Genomic DNA, 18174 nt, shown 5'->3' with positions numbered 1-18174 from the left:
TAGCTTCATTTGATTATATCAGAGACAGTGCTAACTATAATTAAGAATGCTATTATAACTAAAAAGCAACCGCTCTCTTACATAGTAAGTAAAGTTGCTTTTTAATATTTCAATACTATTTAAAATCAAGTTTGAAATCTTGGCTACTAAAGAAGTGCAATTTATTATTACAAAGATAGTTGGTAATTAATCCGAGTGCGATTGGCAATACAAAAAAGAGAATGGTAATTAGAGTAATCGAACTAAAATTATTAGGTCTTTTTGACATAGCGGCAATTGGTCCAATCAATCCTGAAAAACCGAAACCTGCACTCATTGGCGTCCCACTAATATTAAAAACAGCACCAATACCACCCAATATTCCAGCGTTAATACTAATTGGTATTAGCAATTTGGGATTGGTAAGTAAATTTGCCATCTGCATCTTGGGGGAACCTAAAAAGTGGGCAATTGAGGTTCCAAATGAGTTAGCTTTCCAACCAAAAATTGCTAATGCAAAAGCTGCAGCCGTAATTCCAAGATTAGCAGAACCTGCGGCAATTCCAGAAATATTAATTGCCGTTGCAATCCCAACTGAAGAAATTGGCGAAACAATTAACAATGCAAATACTATTCCTATTAAAATCCCCATTAAAATTGGTTGTAAATTAATTAAATGTTCAACTCCTAAACCAATTAATCGGGTAATTTGACCAACTGGTCCAAGTGTCAAACAGCCAATTCCTCCTGCAATTAATAAAACCAATAAGGGAACTAACAAAATGGTATAGGCCTTAAGTTTTTGACCCAAAAACAGAACTAATGCATAAGCAATCATAATTGTGATGGCGGTATTAATCACATCACCGTTGCCCATTACTAGAATTTTACCGTCCTTCATTGTAAAATTCCCAGCTCCAGCGACCGCAGCCAATGCAATAGATGAAGTCTGAATCGGAGTTAACTTACCAGTCATTCCGACACAAACGGCACTAATAGCTGGCAATAAGGCTGAGGCAAACGCTGTGAGTGCTAAAATAAAACTTAAATTAGGCCAGAACGGTAAGAGAGCTTTAATAAGCTGACCAATTAAGGCTCCCGGAATTAATGCGACCACAATCCCAGTTGATAAACCATTCAGGGTATCCAAGGTGATTTTTTTTAATGTTTTCATTCAATTTCTCCCAAAAATAAAAACTCACACGGTCAATGGCAACCGCATGAGCATTCTTAAGGAGAAAGTACTTAAGTCTAAACACACAGTTACCTTGGTAAATTTGACCTGTGTGCCAAGACAATGACAAACAAGGTATTCAGGCCCAAAGGCCGAAATACCAAAAATAAATATTAATTTGTGGTAGATGGATTTGAATTTTCTGCATCATAATCATACCTCTCATAAATATTTAATCAATATCATACTAGAGCTTTCACCTAAAAGCAAGCAAAACATTATAAATAAGTTAAATATTTATAGTGTTACAGTAATTAGTTTGAGGTTTATATTGCAATATAGGCGGCTTAAAGATAAATAATGATTAAACTGCATTTTGTGCAACCGTTTACCTTAAATGTTATAATCAGTTGAATGTTATGAAAGACTAAAATCAATAAAAAGGAAGCATAACTAATGAAAAAAATTATCAATGACCCAGCAAATGTGGTTTCAGAAATGGTGTCTGGACTCGTGCGTTCATATCCACAATTTGTCAAACAAATTTCAGGTACTGAAGCAGTAGTTAGAGCAGATCAGGACTCAATGGCAGACAAAGTTGGAATTGTCAGTGGGGGTGGTTCTGGTCACGAACCGGCTCATGCAGGTTTTGTAGGTAAGGGTATGCTTACCGCTGCTGTTTGTGGTCAAGTTTTTACTTCTCCAACTCCTGATCAAATTTATCAAGCAATTAAAGTAGCGAATCACGGAAAAGGTGTTTTTTTAGTCATTAAAAATTACTCTGGTGATGTGATGAATTTTGATATGGCAAAGGATATGGCGGCAATGGATGACATTGAAGTCAAGTCAATTGTAGTTGATGATGATATTGCCGTTGAAAATAGCACTTATACTCAAGGTCGTAGAGGAGTTGCAGGGACAATTTTTGTTCATAAAATTTTGGGTGCGGCAGCTCAATCAGGGGCTTCATTAGATGAGATTGCTGAATTGGCTGAGCAAATTTTGCCGAACATTAAAACGATTGCCGTGGCCTTGTCAGCAGCTACTAATCCGGAAACTGGAAAGCCGGGATTCGTCTTAAAGGATGATGAAATTGAATATGGTGTCGGAATTCACTCTGAACCCGGTTATCGTCGAGAAAAAATAAAATCTTCGCAGAATTTAGTCGAAGAGATGGTAACTAAACTTGATCAAGAAATGAATTTTGATGGCAATAAAAAATATGCAGTTTTAATAAACGGTATGGGAGCAACGCCATTAATGGAACAATATATTTTCAGTAACGATTTATTAAATAAGCTTACGGAAATGAAGATTGAACCTGCATTTATGAAAGTGGGCAATTATATGACTTCAATCGATATGGCAGGTGTCTCATTAACCATGTTTGAATTGCAAAATAAAAAATGGCTAGATTACCTTAACGAACCAGTTGCGACTATTGGATGGTAGTGAGGAGAAACAGAATGACATTAACAGTGACAAATTTAACAAATTGGATGAATGATTTCGCCAAAAAGATTGCAATAAACAAACAATTATTAAGTGATTTGGATACTCCAATCGGTGATGGCGACCACGGCTTTAATATGGATCGTGGGATGAAAGCAGTCATAGATAAACTAAAAGATGAACCAAAAGACTTGACACAAGCATTAAAAACGATTGCGATGGCTCTTATTTCAACAGTTGGTGGTGCTTCAGGTCCACTATATGGAACAGCATTTTTGGAAATGGCTAAAAAAAGCACCAGTTCTAATGATTTGGCAGAATTGCTTACCGCAGCTTTGGCGGGAATTGAAAAGCGAGGTGGCGCAAAACCTGGTGATAAAACAATGGTTGATGTTTGGGATGCTGTTATTCCAGAAATTAAAAATCATTCATTAACGCAGGAAAAAATTAATAACGCTGTTGTTGCAACAAAAGATATGGTTGCTAAAAAGGGACGCGCATCCTATTTGGGGGAGCGTGCTATCGGACATATTGATCCTGGTTCGCAGTCAAGTGGTTATTTGTTCTCAGCCTTACTAGAAACTGAAGGTATTTTATGAAGTTAGGAATTACTATTGTGTCGCATGTTCCAGAAGTAGCAACGGGCTTAAAAAAATTACTCAAACAAGTAGCTGCTGATGTTTCAATTACTGTTGCTGGTGGAACAAATGATGATAATGTTGGTACAAGTATGGAAAAAATCTTGACAGCATTTTCGACTAACCAGGCGGAAGAAATTTTGGCTTTTTATGATTTAGGTAGTGCCAAGATGAATTTGGAAATGGCTATTGAGATGACTAATAAGAAAGTTCACCTCTATGATGCTGCTTTGATTGAGGGAGCCTACACAGCAGCTAGCTTGATTCAGGCAGGTGTTCAGTTAGATGAGATTGAAAAGCAATTAAAGCCACTCTTAATCAAAGACTAACCCAAGCATAATGTTTGTTATTTAATACCGGCTTATCTATAATTAAGTGAATTTGAATAGAAAAGGGAATATTATGCAAGATAGTTTAATGATGCAACTTGTAGGCGAGTTTATTGGAACTGCCTTTATCGTTTTGTTAGGTGACGGTGTTTGCGCTGCCGTAAATTTAAAGAAATCTAAGGCTAATGGTGCCGGTTGAGTAGCAGTTGCTTTAGGTTGGGGTTTAGCCGTTACATTTGGAATTTATATGGTTAGTTGGTTAAGCCCAGGTCATTTTAATCCGGCTGTAACAATTGCAATGGCAGTTTCCGGTAAGCTTGCATGGTCATCCGTTCTTCCGTATATTATTGCACAAGTAGCTGGCGGCTTTGTAGGAGGAATATTAGTTTGGCTAACATATTTCCCACATTGGGCAGCAACTACCGACCAAGATGCCATTTTAGGTTCATTTTGTACAATTCCTGCTATTCGTAACTATTTTTGGAATTTTTTTACAGAAATGATGGGGACTTTCGTCTTTGTGTTTGGGTTATTGGCTTTCACTAAGACAAATATTAATTCTGGATTTAATCCTGTGATTGTTGGTTTGTTAATTGCAGCAGTTGGCTTATCTCTTGGTGGTCCTACTGGATACGCAATTAATCCTGCTCGTGACTTAGGCCCTAGATTAGCTCACCAATTAATGCCAATTGCTAATAAAGGTGGTTCCGACTGGACTTATAGTTGGGTACCAATTGTTGGTCCAATTGTGGGTGGATTAGTAGCTTCTTTATTATTTAAGCTAGTTGGCTAAGAAGTTTAAAATATCGATAATGGCTGATAAACTTGACTTTGAAAATCGGGTTTATCGGCCATTTTTGTGCTATAAAACTAAACAATAAATCAAAAAAACTCCGACTCGGTCGAAGTTTTTTTGATTGTTAGTACCAGCAATATCTTTGATTAGAAAAAGCCTTGAGAACATTAGTTCCTGCTCTTCAAGGCTTTTTAAAACTATTTGAAAATGATCCGGGTGAGATTCGAACTCACGACCCACGGTTTAGAAGACCGTTGCTCTATCCAGCTGAGCTACCAGACCATCGTTTTTGTTATCTGTCACAAGAACATTAACTATTATAGAGAAAAGTTTGGGCAATTGCAACATAAATTTTATGATAATTAACTTTTCACTCGATTTTTAAATTGACAGGAAGTTATTGCTTTAACTAGTCTAAATTAAAGCAATAATTTTATTTCATTTTATTAATAAGCATGTATAATAATTAAAATAATGTTCCTTGAAAGGAGTAACGATGAAACGCAAATTATTACTACTGTTGACATTCTTAAGCGTATTGGTTTTAGGGTGTTCGCTCGGACAAAAAGTTAAAGCGGATATTAATTATGATATTGAAAATAATACTGCTGTGGCTACAGTCAATCGTGATGGGTCAATCACAATGACCCGCAAGATAGTCTATCAGTTTGATGATGCGGCCCACGGTGTTTTTTATCAACAAAACTTGAAACCTGATCAAAAAATTGTCGAGCCACAAGTAAAAGTCCGCGATGACCGTGGTCTTAATCTTACTGATCATTTATTCGATTTACAAAAAACCGCTCAAGGATATCGTTTTAAAGTTTATCATCGAATTAGTGACAATGAAAAAATAACTGTAACTTATCATTATAAGATTACGCGTGCCGTTACTAATTATGAAGATGTGGCAGAACTGAATTTTATGATAATTGGTAATAATTGGGATACAAATTTAAACCATGTTAAAGCTAGTATTATCTTTTCAAAACCTGTAAAGGGGCTAAAAGCATGGGCACATGGCCCTCTTAATGGCTATATTAAGGTATCACCACAGACCGGACGAATTGTGATGACAGTCGATAACATTGATGGCAAAACTGGTGTTGAAGTTCATACGATTTTTCCACTAAGCATTACTCCTGATAACAAAAAAGTGATCCACCAAAAACATCGCTCAGCTGTGCTTAAGCAAGAAAAAGAATTAGCACAGGCAGCTAATCGCCAGCGACGTAATAAACGTTACGCCAGTTGGGGATTAACTTTAATCAGTATTTTTACTGGATTGGTAGCACTTTTAAGAGGATTTTGCGTTAAGCGTCAAGGAGTTAAGCCGAAAAAAATGCGCTCCTTGCCACATAATTATGAAATTCCAGATGTTGATCCTGTAAGTGCACAAATATTAGACAGAGCTCGTAAACCTGACGTCAAGGCTTTTACTGCCTATTTAATGCAGTTAACTAGTAAACACAAGCTGGAAATTACTGATTATCAAGCTGGCAGAAAAACGTGCTATCGCATTAGCTGTTTAGATGAGCAGATAACTAAGCAAGATAAGTTGTTAGGTGGATTGTTTGAAATTGTCGGTGACGGAAAAACGGTGACTACTGAGCAAATTCGTAAATATCATGGTACCAAAATTGGTAAATATTTTGATCAGTGGGCGCAACAAAGATATCGACAAGTTCAAAAAAAGGGTTTAATTTCTAAAAAGCTGATAAATCGAAAAAAAGTTAATCAAGCAGTTATTATTGTTTTAACTATTATTAGTTGCTGTTCTGCATATTTTGCTTTTAACGTAAGTAATATTAATCTTATACTCGTAATCATAGCTCTCTTATTTGGAACAGGTATCGGACTATTAGTTGCCAATTGGCGCATTTCAATTTATTCCAAGCTTGGTGCTGAAAAAACCAATCAAGTACGTGGCTTTAAACATATGTTAAGTGATATTGGACAGTTTAAAATGCGCAATGTCGGGGATCTGCTTCTTTGGGAAGATTTCATGCCTTACGCCGTTAGTTTCGATTTAGCTAAAAAGGTGTTAAAAGAAATAAATTTAGAATTTAATAAAGAGGAGTTGGCGCAAAGTAATTTCTATCTCTATGGTCCATTTTATAGTTCTGGTAAAAACAGTTTTGCAGAAAGCTTCTCAGCAAGCTTTGTTAAGGGTGCCGGGGCCAGTGCTAGTTCATCAATAATTGGGTCATCTGGAGGCTTTTCAGGCGGTTCATCGGGTGGCTTTGGTGGTGGCTCCGGCGGTGGTGCCTTCTAACGAGATACTATAAACTCTTTTAATCCAATATTGCCATTAAAATTAATAAAATCAATTTTTAAAGCGTTTAAATCATTTAAATGAGTGAACGCTTTTTTGTTGCTTTTAAGCATAACAAAATCTTAATCTGTTATTAATAACTACCGTTATCTAAGAATTAATGTTTACTTTTTCTTGGCTTATTTGCTTTATTTTATTAATTCTTGTTTACTTATTTAGTAATTGCTAACCCCATGCTAGTAGCTAATTAGCTTTAATTAAATACAGCTTTTTCAGAATTTACAATTTTTCCTAATAACGGTAATTCTATATTACTTTTTTTTTTTTTTTTATATACTCTGTACGATCCCGCAAATTGATATATCATAAACTTAAGCGCATTTAGTAATAGCTTTCATTTCCTATTTACGACTATTTTTGAATTATATATTTCTTGTTTCGTATTTTTATAATTCAATTTGTTAGTCCAAACCTATGGCTATATACATTTATACTAACTGCGCTATTCAAACTACCAGTGCAATGTTGATACCACTATTTTAATATAGTTAATCGGTTTGCCAACTTTTGTAATAGTGATACTTTTTGCTTGTTCATTTTACTACTACGAAATTAGCGATTGGTTTGATAAAAACAGCTGCATGGGTTTTGAAGTTTTCCCGCTGAATTAACTTAGATTCAGCGGGTTTAATTGCCAATTATTTTTTTAAACGTAAGAGGAGGAGTAATTTTTGCAAGGTAGAAAACGTTGGTGGCTAGGGTTAATTTTGGTCTTGGCAATTTGGTTAACCCCGCAAACCATGGTAGCAGCCGCTCAATCAGATGATAGTACTGATTTTGAAGTTAAGCCGCTTTTCCCAGAAGAGCAAGTCGATACAACTCTCAACTACTTTAATCTAGCTTATCGGAAAAACTCTACTCATGTCATTAAAATGCAAGTCCAAAATTTTGCCTCTAAGACCATTACAGTGCGGGTTAATTTGCGTAATGCTTATACCCAAGATGGGGGCGGCATTGATTTCACGCCCCAGACTAAAGCGCTTGATCCTAGTTTAAAGCATCCTCTAACTACCTTAATCACGCTGCATCGAGGCGACGAGAAGCTTAAGTTAGGGCCGAAGCAATCCCGCATTATCAGTGCTACCGTTAAGCTGCCTAAAGAGCGCTTTGATGGCATGATCTATGGGGATTGGCACTTTGTCGAACACCCCAAGACGCCCAAGACTAAGGGCGGCATGATTACTTCTAATTACGCCTATTCCGTAGGAATTGTCTTACGCGGACAGAACTATCAGGTCTTTCCCAAGGTGAAGTACGCTAAAACCACGCCGATACTCTTTAACCGTCACCCCGCTTTAGGAGTTACCTTGCGCAACATTGCTCCCATGGCTATTTCCCAAGCTAACGTCAAAGTAGCAATAGGAGAAGCTGGTGGCGAGGTGCGCACCTTTAACGCCAACAACTTTATGATTGCCCCTAATTCGCGCATTGTGTTGCCCATTTCCTGGAGCTATGATGCGCTCAAAGCTGGCACCTATCAGATCAAAGTCACCCTAAAAGGATTGAATACGCAGAATCGCTTCCCGGTAAGTTGGACCTTTAACGAAACCATGAAGGTGAATAATACGCAGGCTAAGACAATCAATGACCGCGCCGTTAAGAAGCCGATTAATTATTGGCTGTACGCCACGATTATTTGCGGGGTTTTACTGGTATTAAGTCTCGGCGGTTTGGTTTGGACTTTCATGCTTCGGCCGCGCTAGTTTTTAACTATAAAGGAGGTGGTGTCATTTTGAAAGCATTGATCGCAAAATTTTCCTATCGCCGCGTGCAGTGGTTTTGGTTGGGTTTGTCCATTCTCTTAGCAATTGCCTTTGCGACGTGTCTGTACTTTACCATCAAAACCTATCACGATTTCAATACTTGGAAGATGATCAATCTTTATTAATTAGTAAACAATCGTTGGATAATCATTGCAAGATGATTAATTGTGTATGAAAAATCTGAATTTGAAGGAGGAACTTCAAGATGAAATTAACTAAAATAGCCAGTATGGTAATGACAAGTGCCACAGTCTTATCGACTGTAGCTGTCGCTACCCCGGCCATTATTCAAGCTAAAACTCAAGAAGGCAATGCAAAAATGAACGGTGGTAAAGCCTTACCAGATACCAATCATAGTACAGTAGGAATTGGCTTTAGCCAGGACCAAGACGCCAAGCCAAATCCAAACCCAGATAATCCAAATAAACCAGATGATGGCGTCGGATACTTACGTTTACAATACGTGCCCGCAGTGCTGGATTTTGGTAGTCATACTAAGTTTGATCCCGCTGCTCCGATCTTTACAGCAGCTGGTATGAACTTAAATAGTACCGGTAATGATGTACATCCTGGATATGCTGGGGCAGATAACCAGACCCCGAAGCTTTCTACTACTGATCCTGATTTAGACAATGTTAAGGGCAAGACTTGGGTAACAGTGATTGATAAGCAAAGAGACCGTACAGACACTGATGATAAGAGTGATAGTCATTCAGGAGATTGGCAATTAAGCGTCAAAGCCGACGGCCCGCTGACTACTGGAAGTGGTGCTAGCGCCAAAACAATAACTGGCGCCAAGCTAGCCTTTAACAATACTGCAGCTGGTCATACTGCAAACGTTTTTGGCTTAACAGGAAATAATGCAGATAAAAATTTTAGTAATGACGTTACTTGGCTGGCTGATAATGTGATTAAAAATTTGACGGTTAATTTAGCTGCCGACAGTACTGCAGTTCAGGTTGCAACCGCAAAAGCTACTACTGGTAGCGGAGCAGAAGTTTTTGCTTGGGATCCAAAAGATATCCAGTTGTCTTTACCAACCGATGCCAATATTGCAGCAGGAACTTATACGACCTCATTAACTTGGACTTTATCCACAGGAATTAAGTAAACGTAAGACTTTGCATTTTGTTTGGTAGGCAGTAATAATAATTTTATAAAAGGCGCTCAAGCATAAAGCTTGAGTACTTTTTTGTTTTAAACTATTAGTTATATCGTATTTCACTTTTAGCGCGGTTTGGTTTTAACTGCTTTCTGTTTACTGGTATACTTAAGTAATCAAAATAAAGAAGTTGAAATTATATGTTTGATTATCGAAATAATTTAAAAAGAATTCTGAATCAAGTTTCAGGAGACGCTCAATCGTTGCGCAATGGTTTAGCGGCAATTAAAGCAATTTTGAATATGGCAGATGATGTGCCCAATAGTGAGTTTGATAGTCTGACTCATGACAAGAAACAGGCTAAGCTTGAGTTAGCAATAAATAACTTGCTTACTAATCTGACAACATTAATAATCACTCCAGGAGATATTCAGGCTAAAAATAAGGCTCTTAAGGCTGTACACCAGTTACAAATGTCTCAGCAGAATGAAAATTATCAGCAAACTTTTTCTCATTTGGAACAAGCAATTAAACAATCACAAACAACTAAAGAAGTCATCAACAAAAAAGTGTTTCAACAGGCTTTACAGCCTAAAAAGCAAGTTAAACGTGATTACCGAAAGGGGCACCGCTATACCGTAATTCGCTTATTATCGGGCTGTGACTTAGTAAACGATAGTAACCGGTGTGTTTTTACACTAAAGGAATCGCAAATTCACGATTTAAATTTAAAAAGTGGTGACATTGTTGAAGCAGTAGCTGAAAAAGCTAATTCATATTATGAAGCTGAGATTTTACGAGTTGTCGGGTTTCGCCAATTACCTAAGTTGGAAGTCGATTCGATTTCTATCTTTAAATACGCGGTTGTTCAGGGAAGACCGGGACACTTAGCAATTAGTCGCAATATTAGTGGCAAAAAATTACGGATTCGTGGGAAAACCATTCTTCTACCAGTAGATGCTAGTAATTTTCAAGAGAAAAATGTTCAACTTGAAGATGGCTCGATTGTTGACTTGGCCTGGTATGATGGCGATGTGAATTTAAAGAAAAATCCTGCTATGGCAATTCAAATTCGCTGGGTATATGATCTTGATGCTCCTCAAACGGCTAAACACGCAAGCAAAAAGAAACAGCATCATGATGAAGACGCTACATCGTTAACTAAGTTGGATATGGATTTACATTATCAACGAGTCGGAATTGCAATCGGTAATAATCAAAATGAAGCCTTGCTTGAAGGTATTGTCAAACGTTACCACGGGATTCCACAAGCAATAGACGCTTTTGAAGGCAAAAAGAAAACCATTGAAAAACAGATACAGAATTTAGATATTGTTATTTTGATAACGGCATTTGCGGCTCATGATAGTACTTGGAATATTCGCGAATTTGCAAGTAAGTATAATGTTAAATTTGCTGTTAGTTCAAGTAAGGGATACCAAGCATTTGAACGAGCACTTTATCGTGCTGAAAAGGGTATGCCTGCATATGAAGGAAATCAGAGTTTGGAATATAAGATCGAAAAGTAAGTTTTGTTTCTTAACTAATTTTGGGATTAATTAATGAAGTAGATGAGTTTGCCGATAGTTGATAAATAATGATAAATTTTATTACCGTTTTAAATTCATTAAGAAAGCTTTTGGTTTTTGCATATTTCTTGAATAAAATAATTGTTTTTCGGTACAATGATTAATAACGTTTTATGAGAGGAAGATGAGATGCAAACAAATAAACACTCACATACTTGGCAGTACTGGCTATTTTTCTTGGCTGGATTAGAAATAATTACCGTCGCTATTAATTTCTTTTATGCCCCCATCAATGTGGCGGCTGGAGGATCAACCGGTATTTCAATTTTAGTAGATGCGGTATGGGGAATTAATCGTTCGCTAACGGTTTTTATAGTTAATTCCTTAATGCTTATTTTAGCAGTTGTGTTTTTGGGTAAAGCAACTTTCAAAAAAGTTGCACTAGGTAGTTTGCTTTTACCAGTATTAATGGCAATTACTCCCAGCTTTAAATTGACCTCAAATAATATGCTTGCGGTAATTTATGGCGGAGTACTGATGGGCATTGGTGTTTCAATGCTGTATCGCATTAATGCATCGTCTGGAGGCACAACCATCCCCCCATTAATTATCAAAAAATATTTCTTTGTTGATCCTGCAATGTCACTGATGGCAATTGATATGGTGATTATTGTGTTAAATATTTTTGTTGATGGAACCGAGGCCTTTTTATTGGCTGCCTTTTCCCAAATAATTACAACTATTACGATGCGCTACGCTGAAACGGGCTTTGACAAGAAATTTCAGGTTCGTATTATGAGTAATGAAAAACTTGATAAAATTAAAACGATGCTTCAAAAAGATTATGATGGCTTGACTGTTTATAATGTAGTTGGCGGCTATAGTGATGAAAATAAGCAACAGTTAGTTATCATCGTTGATACTAATGAATACGGACAATTAGTTTCTAAGGCACGCGAAATTGATAGCGAAGCCTTTATTGTTACTGAAAATGTTGCTAAGGTTCATGGCGGTAAGTGGCAAATTTAAACTAGTTGTTAAATACTTATCGAAATTTGTTTTTTCATTGATAAATTGGTTCAGTAGGAGTATGATACAGTAGTTGTATTTGTGGAAACCTCCACATCTGCAACCGCACATTTTGGGGTCTGAAGCCTTTAGATAACTAAGCACCTCAATTGGCGAGTCTAAGTATTTTTTTGGAGGGTTGTAATGTACGCAATTATTAAAACCGGCGGTAAGCAATACAAAGTTGCTGAAGGCGATAATATTTTTGTAGAGAAACTTGATGTTGAAGAAGGCAAAGAAATTACTTTTGATGAAGTGATTTTAGTTGCTGACGGCAAGGATGTTAAGGTTGGTGCCCCGTTAGTTAAGGGTGCTAAGGTTGTTGCTAAAGTTGAAAAGCAAGGTAAGGAAAAGAAAGTTGTGACTTTCAAGTACAAGCCTAAGAAGCACTCACATTCAAAATATGGTCACCGTCAACCTTATACTAAGGTTGCAGTTGAAAAGATTGAACTAGGCTAGAGGTGAAATGATTATGAATATAAATATTTTAGATCTTAAATTATTTGCCCACCACAAGGGTGGAGGTTCTACTGCCAATGGTCGTAACTCAGCTGGTCGTCGTCTAGGCGCGAAGGCTGCAGATGGTCAAACTATCCACGCAGGTACGATTATTTATCGTCAACGTGGTACTAAGATTCACCCAGGCAAGAATGTTGGCCAAGGTGGAGATGACACTTTATTTGCATTAATAAATGGTGTTGTTAAATTTGAACGGATGGATAAGTATAGAAAGCAAGTTTCTGTAATTCCAGTCGAAGAAGAAGCTAAGTAAGTTAGTTCTTAATAAGAAGACGAAAAGCATGTGCTTCTCGTCTTTTTTATGCGTTTAAAGATTTATTATAAAAATACTTAAATAGTAGTTTTTAACAAAACCTTAGCGGTAAAATAAACTCAGGTATTTACTAATTAGGGGAGTTTATGATGGATCAAACAGATAAATTATTGACACTTTTAGGTCGACGTATTTCAGAAGTGACTAAGTTGATTAAAGACCGTGGAGCTGATAGTCTTCTTATTTTTAATCAGGCAAATTATCGCTACTTGACAAATTTTACTGGTGAAGAGGCGCAACTCATTTTAACTGCACGAGGAGACAGAATCCTATTATCTGACTCGCGCTTTAAAGACCAAATTAAGGCTCAAGCGCCAGGCAAATTAAAAGTGGTCATGAAGCGAAATGATCAAATTCAAGAGATTAGTAATCAGCTCAAAGCAGCTGGTTTAACAAAGGTTTTGGTTGAGGGAGAAGCTATTTCAGCTGTTGAATTTGCTAATTTACAAAAATCTAACCCACAAATTGACTTTGAACTCTGTGAAGAGCTAGTTGAACAAGTTCGAAATATTAAAGATGAAATTGAACTTGGAGCCTTAAAGCAAGCGATTGAAATTTCAATGATTAGTTTCAAAGAAATTCTACCGATGATTAAACCTGGGGTAAGTGAACGTGAAATTGGTGCTAAATTAGATTATTTATTTAAGATTCATGGCGGAGACGGACCAAGTTTTGAAACCATTATTGCTTCAGGCGTTCGTTCTGCCTGGGCTCATGGTGTTGCCAGCGATAAAAAAATCACAAAAGGTGATTTGGTTGTAATTGATTTCGGTGCCTTTTACCATGGTTATGCAGCCGATATTACGCGCACCGTTGCAGTTGGTCAGGTTGATTCTGAGTTACAAAAAATTTACGGTATCGTTCATGAAGCCCAAAAACGGGGAATTGCAGCTGCAGTTGTCGGTAATTGCGGTAGTGATGTTGATAAAGCAGCTCGTGACTACATTAAAGAGCAAGGCTATGGTCAGTATTTTGGTCATGGTATCGGTCATGGTATTGGTTTAGAAATTCACGAATTATGCCAACCTGCACTACCTTTTGGTAAGCAAAAATTAATTAATAAGATGGTTCACACGGTTGAACCAGGCATTTATTTGCCGAATAAAGGTGGGGTTAGAATTGAGGATGACATTTTGATTAATGATCAATCGCCGCAGCTATTGTCAACTTTGCCTAAGGATGAATTAATTTCTTTATAAAAGTTAAAGATTATTTATAGTAAAATCACGTATGAATTGGTAAGATATTATTATGGAGATGAGGTAGTTAATATGACAATGATTTCAGTTAATGAGTTTAAGAATGGTTTGACCATTAAATACAACAATGATTTATGGCGAATCGTTGAATTTCAGCATGTTAAGCCCGGAAAAGGCAGTGCCTTTGTTCGTTCAAAGCTTAAGAGCTTAAATACTGGTGCTGTTCAAGAATATACTTTCCGTTCAACAGCAAAAGTTGAGACCGCTGAAATTGAAACTAAGAGTATGCAGTATTTATACAATGATGGTTCAAACTATGTTTTCATGGATACAACCACTTATGATCAATTGGCAATTCCGAATACTCAAGTTGAAGAAGAGGCCAAATTTTTGAAAGAAAATATGGACGTAAGTGTTATTATGCATGAAGGCAAGACTTTGGGAATCCAATTGCCTAACACTGTTGAATTAACAGTTGCTAAAACTGAGCCAAATATTAAAGGTGATACTTCCTCTGGCGGTGGTAAACCTGCAACAATGGAAACAGGCTTGGTTGTTAACGTACCTTTCTTTATTAACGAAGGCGATGCATTAATAATTAATACTGTCGACGGGACATACGTATCTCGCGCAAATAAGTAGTTTTTCGAGGTAAATAAAATGGCAGATAGTTCAAAAATTGTCTTAGATGATAAAAATAACGGCGAAGAAATCGAAATAGATTCAAGTGTTCTTGAAGTTATCATGGGCATTGCTGCCGAAAAAGTTGAAGGAATTGCTGGGCTTCATGGCAGTGTAAAATCAGGCATTAATCGTGTTTTGGGACGTGAAAATCATGGTAAGGGAATTACGGTTAAGCTTGATGATGAACATAACTTGATTGCTGATGTTTATGTTAGCGTTGTTGCCGGTAGTTATGTTCCCAAAGTTGCTATGGATTTGCAAAATTCACTGAGACAGCAAGTGTTGCAAATGACTGACTTAAATCTTAAAGAAATTAATGTTCATGTTGTAGGCTTGGTATTTCCAGATGAAGAACATGATGAAAGCGGAACGTCCCAGCTGTTCTCTGACATTGATGAAAAGAGTAAAAATGAATCAACACCAGAGTCGTAGAATTGCAATGCAGGCAGTATACTTGGCGAATCAAGATCTTAAGTCTACTCCTGCTGAAGTTGAAATTAAAACTGTTAAGATGCTTAATCTGAAAGAACTTTCTGCTTATTCAAAAACTATTATTGAAGGCGTGATTGAAAAGCGGGATGAATTAAAGGGATCGTTAGCCATTTATCTTAAACAGAACTGGCGAATTGATCGAATTAATCAAATATTGCTTGCAATTTTGGAAGTTGCTTTGTTTGAAATTAAGTATAGCACTGAAATTGAACCCAAAGCAGCGGTCAACGAAGCACTAAATTTATGCGATGAATTTGCAGATCCAAAAGATAAACCTTTTATCAATGGTATGTTGGCAAACTTTATCCCAAAATAACTAATAGTCGGCCGTAGAGCCGACTATTTTTGTAGAAAAGGAATTAGTTATAAGCTATGGGGCAAATCCTAGACGGAAAAGCATTAGCAGACCTGCGTAGTATCAAGCTTAAAGAAAAAGTTGCTATTTTAAAACAAAATGGAATAAATCCGCTATTTTGCGTAATTAATATTGGTAATGATTTAAGTAGTAAAATATACTTGCGCTCAAAGAAAAAGCGTGCAACTGAGATTGGTATTAAGCAAAATATCTATCAACTATCTGAAAATGTAACACAAGAAAACTTATTAGCATTAATTGATCGTTTAAATTTAGATGATCGCGTTAATGGGATAATGATTCAATTACCTGTTCCCGATCAGATTAACTTGAATGAAGCACTTGCAAAGATTAGTCCATCAAAAGATGTTGATTGTCTAACTCCTGCCAATATTGGCAGGTTATGGCGAGGGGATCATTTTGTAGAGCCCGCAACAGCACATGGCATTTTAGCCCTATTAAATTATTATCGAATTGAGTTAAGGGGCAAGAATGTAGTTATTATTGGTAGAAGCAGTATTGTCGGCAAACCGCTAGCGGCTTTAATGCTTGAACAAGATGCAACTGTATCAATATTGCATCAGAAAACTAAAAATCTTGAGCAATATACCAAGAGAGCAGATATTCTTGTATCAGCAGCTGGTCAAGTCAACTTAGTTACAGCCGAAATGGTAAAAAAGGGTGCTGTTGTAATTGATGTTGGGATTAGTCAAGTTAATGGTAAAACTGTTGGGGACGTTGATTTTGACAATGTAGCACCTAAAACCAGTTTTATCACCCCAGTTCCGGGCGGAATCGGTCCTTTAACCGTCGAATCGCTAATGGAACAAGTTGTTAGATTAACAAGGAGGGAAAATGCCAGATAATAAATATTTAACTGTTACAGATTTAAACTACTATATTACCCAAAAGTTTAAAAATGACCCGTATCTACATAAGGTTTTTCTTCAAGGTGAACTCTCTAATTTTCGCTATCGTCGAAATTCGCATCAGTATTTTTCATTAAAAGATGAAAAGTCAAAAATAAATGTTGTGATGTTTCGCTCACATTTTGATAAGGTTAAATTTAAACCTGAGGAGGGAATGAAGGTTTATATAACTGGATATGTCAATGTTTATGGTCCACAAGGCTCGTATCAATTTTATGCTGAATCGATGGAACCTGCTGGTTTGGGAGCTTTATATGAACAACTTAGACAGTTACAACAAAAATTAGCTGATGAGGGTTTATTTGATCAAAGTCATAAGCGTCCCATTCCTCATTTTCCGGATCGAATTGCGGTAATTACTAGCGCATCTGGAGCAGTAATTCATGATATATTAGTCACTGTCAATCGACGTTTTCCTCATGCACAAGTTGATCTTTTCCCAGCACAGGTTCAAGGAGAGCGAGCAGCAGATTCACTTGTTGATGCAATGAATCAAATTAACTCTAGCGGTGATAAGTATGATGTTTTAATTATTGGACGTGGGGGCGGTTCGCTTGAGGACTTATGGCCTTTTAATGAAGAAAAAGTCGTTCGTCAAGTTTATGCAATGGCAATGCCTGTCATTTCTTCAGTAGGTCATGAAACCGATACTACACTCTGTGATTTAGTAGCTGATATTCGGGCAGCTACACCAACTGCCGCAGCAGAATACGCTACGCCAAATTTACCAACTGAGCTAGCAAATATTCATCAAATGCAGAGCAGTCTATTAGCAAGTATTCAGAATATGATTCGGCTTAGGCGAGAAGCATTAACTCGAATCACTAATTCTGTAGTTATGCGTGAACCAACTAGGCTTTATGATGAGCAAGCTCAAACTTTAGACCTTTTGCGTAGCAGACTTCATAGCAGTATGACACATCATTTAGAACATGATCGACAAGAATATGAGTTGTTACAACAACGGTTATTGACTAATAAACCAGATCAAAAAGTAGAAAAATTACTTCAACAGGAAACTTTCTATTATCAAAAATTAATAGCAAATATGCAAAATCTTTTGCAAGAAAAACATCATCAGCTTGCTCAAACTGGACAACAGCTAGATGACTATAGTCCGCTTAAAACATTGGATCGTGGTTATGCTTATGTAGTTAATAATCAAAACCAAGCAGTTAGTTCAATTGAACAACTCAAGAAAAATGATGAGGTTAAACTGCACCTAAAAAATGGAGTCGCAACTGCAATTATTAAATCGACTAGGAGAATAAAAAATGCCAACAAAGAAGAATAATTTTGAAGAAGAATTACAACAATTGCAAGAAATTGTTAGTAATTTGGAAAATGGAAACGTCGCATTAGAAGATGCGCTTAAAGAATTTCAGACAGGAGTGAAGCTAAGTCAAGATTTAAACCAAAGATTAACTGATGCTGAAGAAACTGTGGCAAAGTTAATTGAAAGTGATGGTACAGAACATAAGTTGGATCCAAATAATGCAGCAGCACCGGAAGAATAAA

Annotated in this window: 18 protein-coding genes, 1 tRNA gene, 1 pseudogene and 1 other annotated feature; of the genes and pseudogenes, 18 read left to right on the top strand and 2 right to left on the bottom strand. The window is 36.8% G+C overall.

Annotated features, from left to right (window positions below; genetic code table 11):
* Nucleotides 1-115 precede the first annotated feature (115 nt).
* On the bottom strand, nucleotides 116-1153 hold the full coding sequence (locus F5ESL0228_RS05460; protein ID WP_122023107.1) for a PTS transporter subunit IIC: 1038 nt from the start codon (nucleotides 1151-1153) through the stop codon (nucleotides 116-118).
* 456 nt (nucleotides 1154-1609) lie between these two features.
* Between F5ESL0228_RS05460 and dhaK the strand changes: the two genes are divergently transcribed.
* From dhaK to F5ESL0228_RS05440, 4 genes and pseudogenes are all read left to right on the top strand, one after another.
* Complete coding sequence (gene dhaK / locus F5ESL0228_RS05455) at nucleotides 1610-2605, top strand: dihydroxyacetone kinase subunit DhaK (RefSeq protein WP_122023106.1); 996 nt, start codon at nucleotides 1610-1612, stop codon at nucleotides 2603-2605.
* A gap of 14 nt (nucleotides 2606-2619) precedes the next feature.
* Nucleotides 2620-3204 (top strand): dihydroxyacetone kinase subunit DhaL, encoded by a 585-nt coding sequence (dhaL, locus tag F5ESL0228_RS05450; protein ID WP_122018458.1) that lies wholly within the window; start codon nucleotides 2620-2622, stop codon nucleotides 3202-3204.
* Nucleotides 3201-3572: a dihydroxyacetone kinase phosphoryl donor subunit DhaM gene (gene dhaM, locus F5ESL0228_RS05445; RefSeq protein ID WP_122018457.1), complete on the top strand. Its 372-nt coding sequence runs from the start codon at nucleotides 3201-3203 to the stop codon at nucleotides 3570-3572. Before dhaL ends, dhaM begins: the two co-directional genes overlap by 4 nt.
* 73 nt (nucleotides 3573-3645) lie before the next feature.
* Nucleotides 3646-4365, top strand: a pseudogene (locus F5ESL0228_RS05440) (MIP/aquaporin family protein).
* A gap of 211 nt (nucleotides 4366-4576) precedes the next feature.
* On the opposite strand, the gene F5ESL0228_RS05435 reads toward F5ESL0228_RS05440, so the two are convergent.
* Nucleotides 4577-4650, bottom strand: a tRNA-Arg gene (locus F5ESL0228_RS05435).
* Nucleotides 4651-4864: 214 nt separating this feature from the next.
* Between F5ESL0228_RS05435 and F5ESL0228_RS05430 the strand changes: the two genes are divergently transcribed.
* The 14 genes from F5ESL0228_RS05430 to F5ESL0228_RS05360 all read left to right on the top strand — a co-directional run bounded on the left by F5ESL0228_RS05430 (nucleotide 4865) and on the right by F5ESL0228_RS05360 (nucleotide 18173).
* Nucleotides 4865-6643 (top strand): DUF2207 domain-containing protein, encoded by a 1779-nt coding sequence (locus tag F5ESL0228_RS05430; protein WP_122023105.1) that lies wholly within the window; start codon nucleotides 4865-4867, stop codon nucleotides 6641-6643.
* A gap of 800 nt (nucleotides 6644-7443) precedes the next feature.
* Nucleotides 7444-8406 carry a DUF916 and DUF3324 domain-containing protein gene (locus tag F5ESL0228_RS05425; protein WP_122023216.1) on the top strand — a complete coding sequence of 321 codons (963 nt, stop codon included), beginning with the start codon at nucleotides 7444-7446 and terminating at the stop codon, nucleotides 8404-8406.
* A 265-nt stretch (nucleotides 8407-8671) separates the two neighbouring features.
* On the top strand, nucleotides 8672-9577 hold the full coding sequence (locus F5ESL0228_RS05415) for a WxL domain-containing protein (RefSeq protein WP_122023104.1): 906 nt from the start codon (nucleotides 8672-8674) through the stop codon (nucleotides 9575-9577).
* 191 nt (nucleotides 9578-9768) lie between these two features.
* On the top strand, nucleotides 9769-11097 hold the full coding sequence (locus F5ESL0228_RS05410; RefSeq protein ID WP_122018452.1) for a DUF2325 domain-containing protein: 1329 nt from the start codon (nucleotides 9769-9771) through the stop codon (nucleotides 11095-11097).
* 189 nt (nucleotides 11098-11286) lie between these two features.
* Nucleotides 11287-12126, top strand: a complete 840-nt coding sequence (locus F5ESL0228_RS05405) for a YitT family protein (protein WP_122018451.1) — start codon at nucleotides 11287-11289, stop codon at nucleotides 12124-12126.
* Between the two features lie 91 nt (nucleotides 12127-12217).
* Nucleotides 12218-12296: a sequence feature (ribosomal protein L21 leader region), on the top strand.
* 13 nt (nucleotides 12297-12309) lie between these two features.
* Nucleotides 12310-12624: a 50S ribosomal protein L21 gene (rplU, locus tag F5ESL0228_RS05400; protein ID WP_122023103.1), complete on the top strand. Its 315-nt coding sequence runs from the start codon at nucleotides 12310-12312 to the stop codon at nucleotides 12622-12624.
* Nucleotides 12625-12637: 13 nt separating this feature from the next.
* Nucleotides 12638-12937, top strand: coding sequence for a 50S ribosomal protein L27 (rpmA, locus tag F5ESL0228_RS05395; protein WP_369916851.1), 300 nt, complete (start codon nucleotides 12638-12640; stop codon nucleotides 12935-12937).
* 149 nt (nucleotides 12938-13086) lie between these two features.
* Entirely contained in the window at nucleotides 13087-14196 is a 1110-nt protein-coding gene (locus F5ESL0228_RS05390; RefSeq protein ID WP_122023102.1) for a Xaa-Pro peptidase family protein, read from the top strand.
* A gap of 72 nt (nucleotides 14197-14268) precedes the next feature.
* On the top strand, nucleotides 14269-14838 hold the full coding sequence (gene efp / locus F5ESL0228_RS05385) for an elongation factor P (protein ID WP_122023101.1): 570 nt from the start codon (nucleotides 14269-14271) through the stop codon (nucleotides 14836-14838).
* Nucleotides 14839-14856: 18 nt separating this feature from the next.
* Nucleotides 14857-15312 (top strand): Asp23/Gls24 family envelope stress response protein, encoded by a 456-nt coding sequence (locus F5ESL0228_RS05380; protein WP_122018447.1) that lies wholly within the window; start codon nucleotides 14857-14859, stop codon nucleotides 15310-15312.
* Nucleotides 15290-15688 carry a transcription antitermination factor NusB gene (gene nusB / locus F5ESL0228_RS05375; RefSeq protein WP_122023100.1) on the top strand — a complete coding sequence of 133 codons (399 nt, stop codon included), beginning with the start codon at nucleotides 15290-15292 and terminating at the stop codon, nucleotides 15686-15688. Before F5ESL0228_RS05380 ends, nusB begins: the two co-directional genes overlap by 23 nt.
* A gap of 56 nt (nucleotides 15689-15744) precedes the next feature.
* Nucleotides 15745-16593, top strand: a complete 849-nt coding sequence (locus F5ESL0228_RS05370) for a tetrahydrofolate dehydrogenase/cyclohydrolase catalytic domain-containing protein (RefSeq protein ID WP_122023099.1) — start codon at nucleotides 15745-15747, stop codon at nucleotides 16591-16593.
* Nucleotides 16583-17950 (top strand): exodeoxyribonuclease VII large subunit, encoded by a 1368-nt coding sequence (gene xseA, locus F5ESL0228_RS05365; RefSeq protein WP_122023098.1) that lies wholly within the window; start codon nucleotides 16583-16585, stop codon nucleotides 17948-17950. Before F5ESL0228_RS05370 ends, xseA begins: the two co-directional genes overlap by 11 nt.
* Nucleotides 17931-18173 carry an exodeoxyribonuclease VII small subunit gene (locus tag F5ESL0228_RS05360; RefSeq protein WP_122018443.1) on the top strand — a complete coding sequence of 81 codons (243 nt, stop codon included), beginning with the start codon at nucleotides 17931-17933 and terminating at the stop codon, nucleotides 18171-18173. The genes xseA and F5ESL0228_RS05360 overlap by 20 nt, the downstream gene beginning before the upstream one ends.
* Nucleotide 18174: the final 1 nt, after the last annotated feature.

Source organism: Lactobacillus sp. ESL0228, assembly GCF_003692825.1.
In the GTDB taxonomy this organism is placed as follows: domain Bacteria; phylum Bacillota; class Bacilli; order Lactobacillales; family Lactobacillaceae; genus Lactobacillus.
The sequence above is the reverse complement of the archived record's forward strand: the minus strand, read 5'-3'. Positions and strand labels throughout refer to the sequence as shown.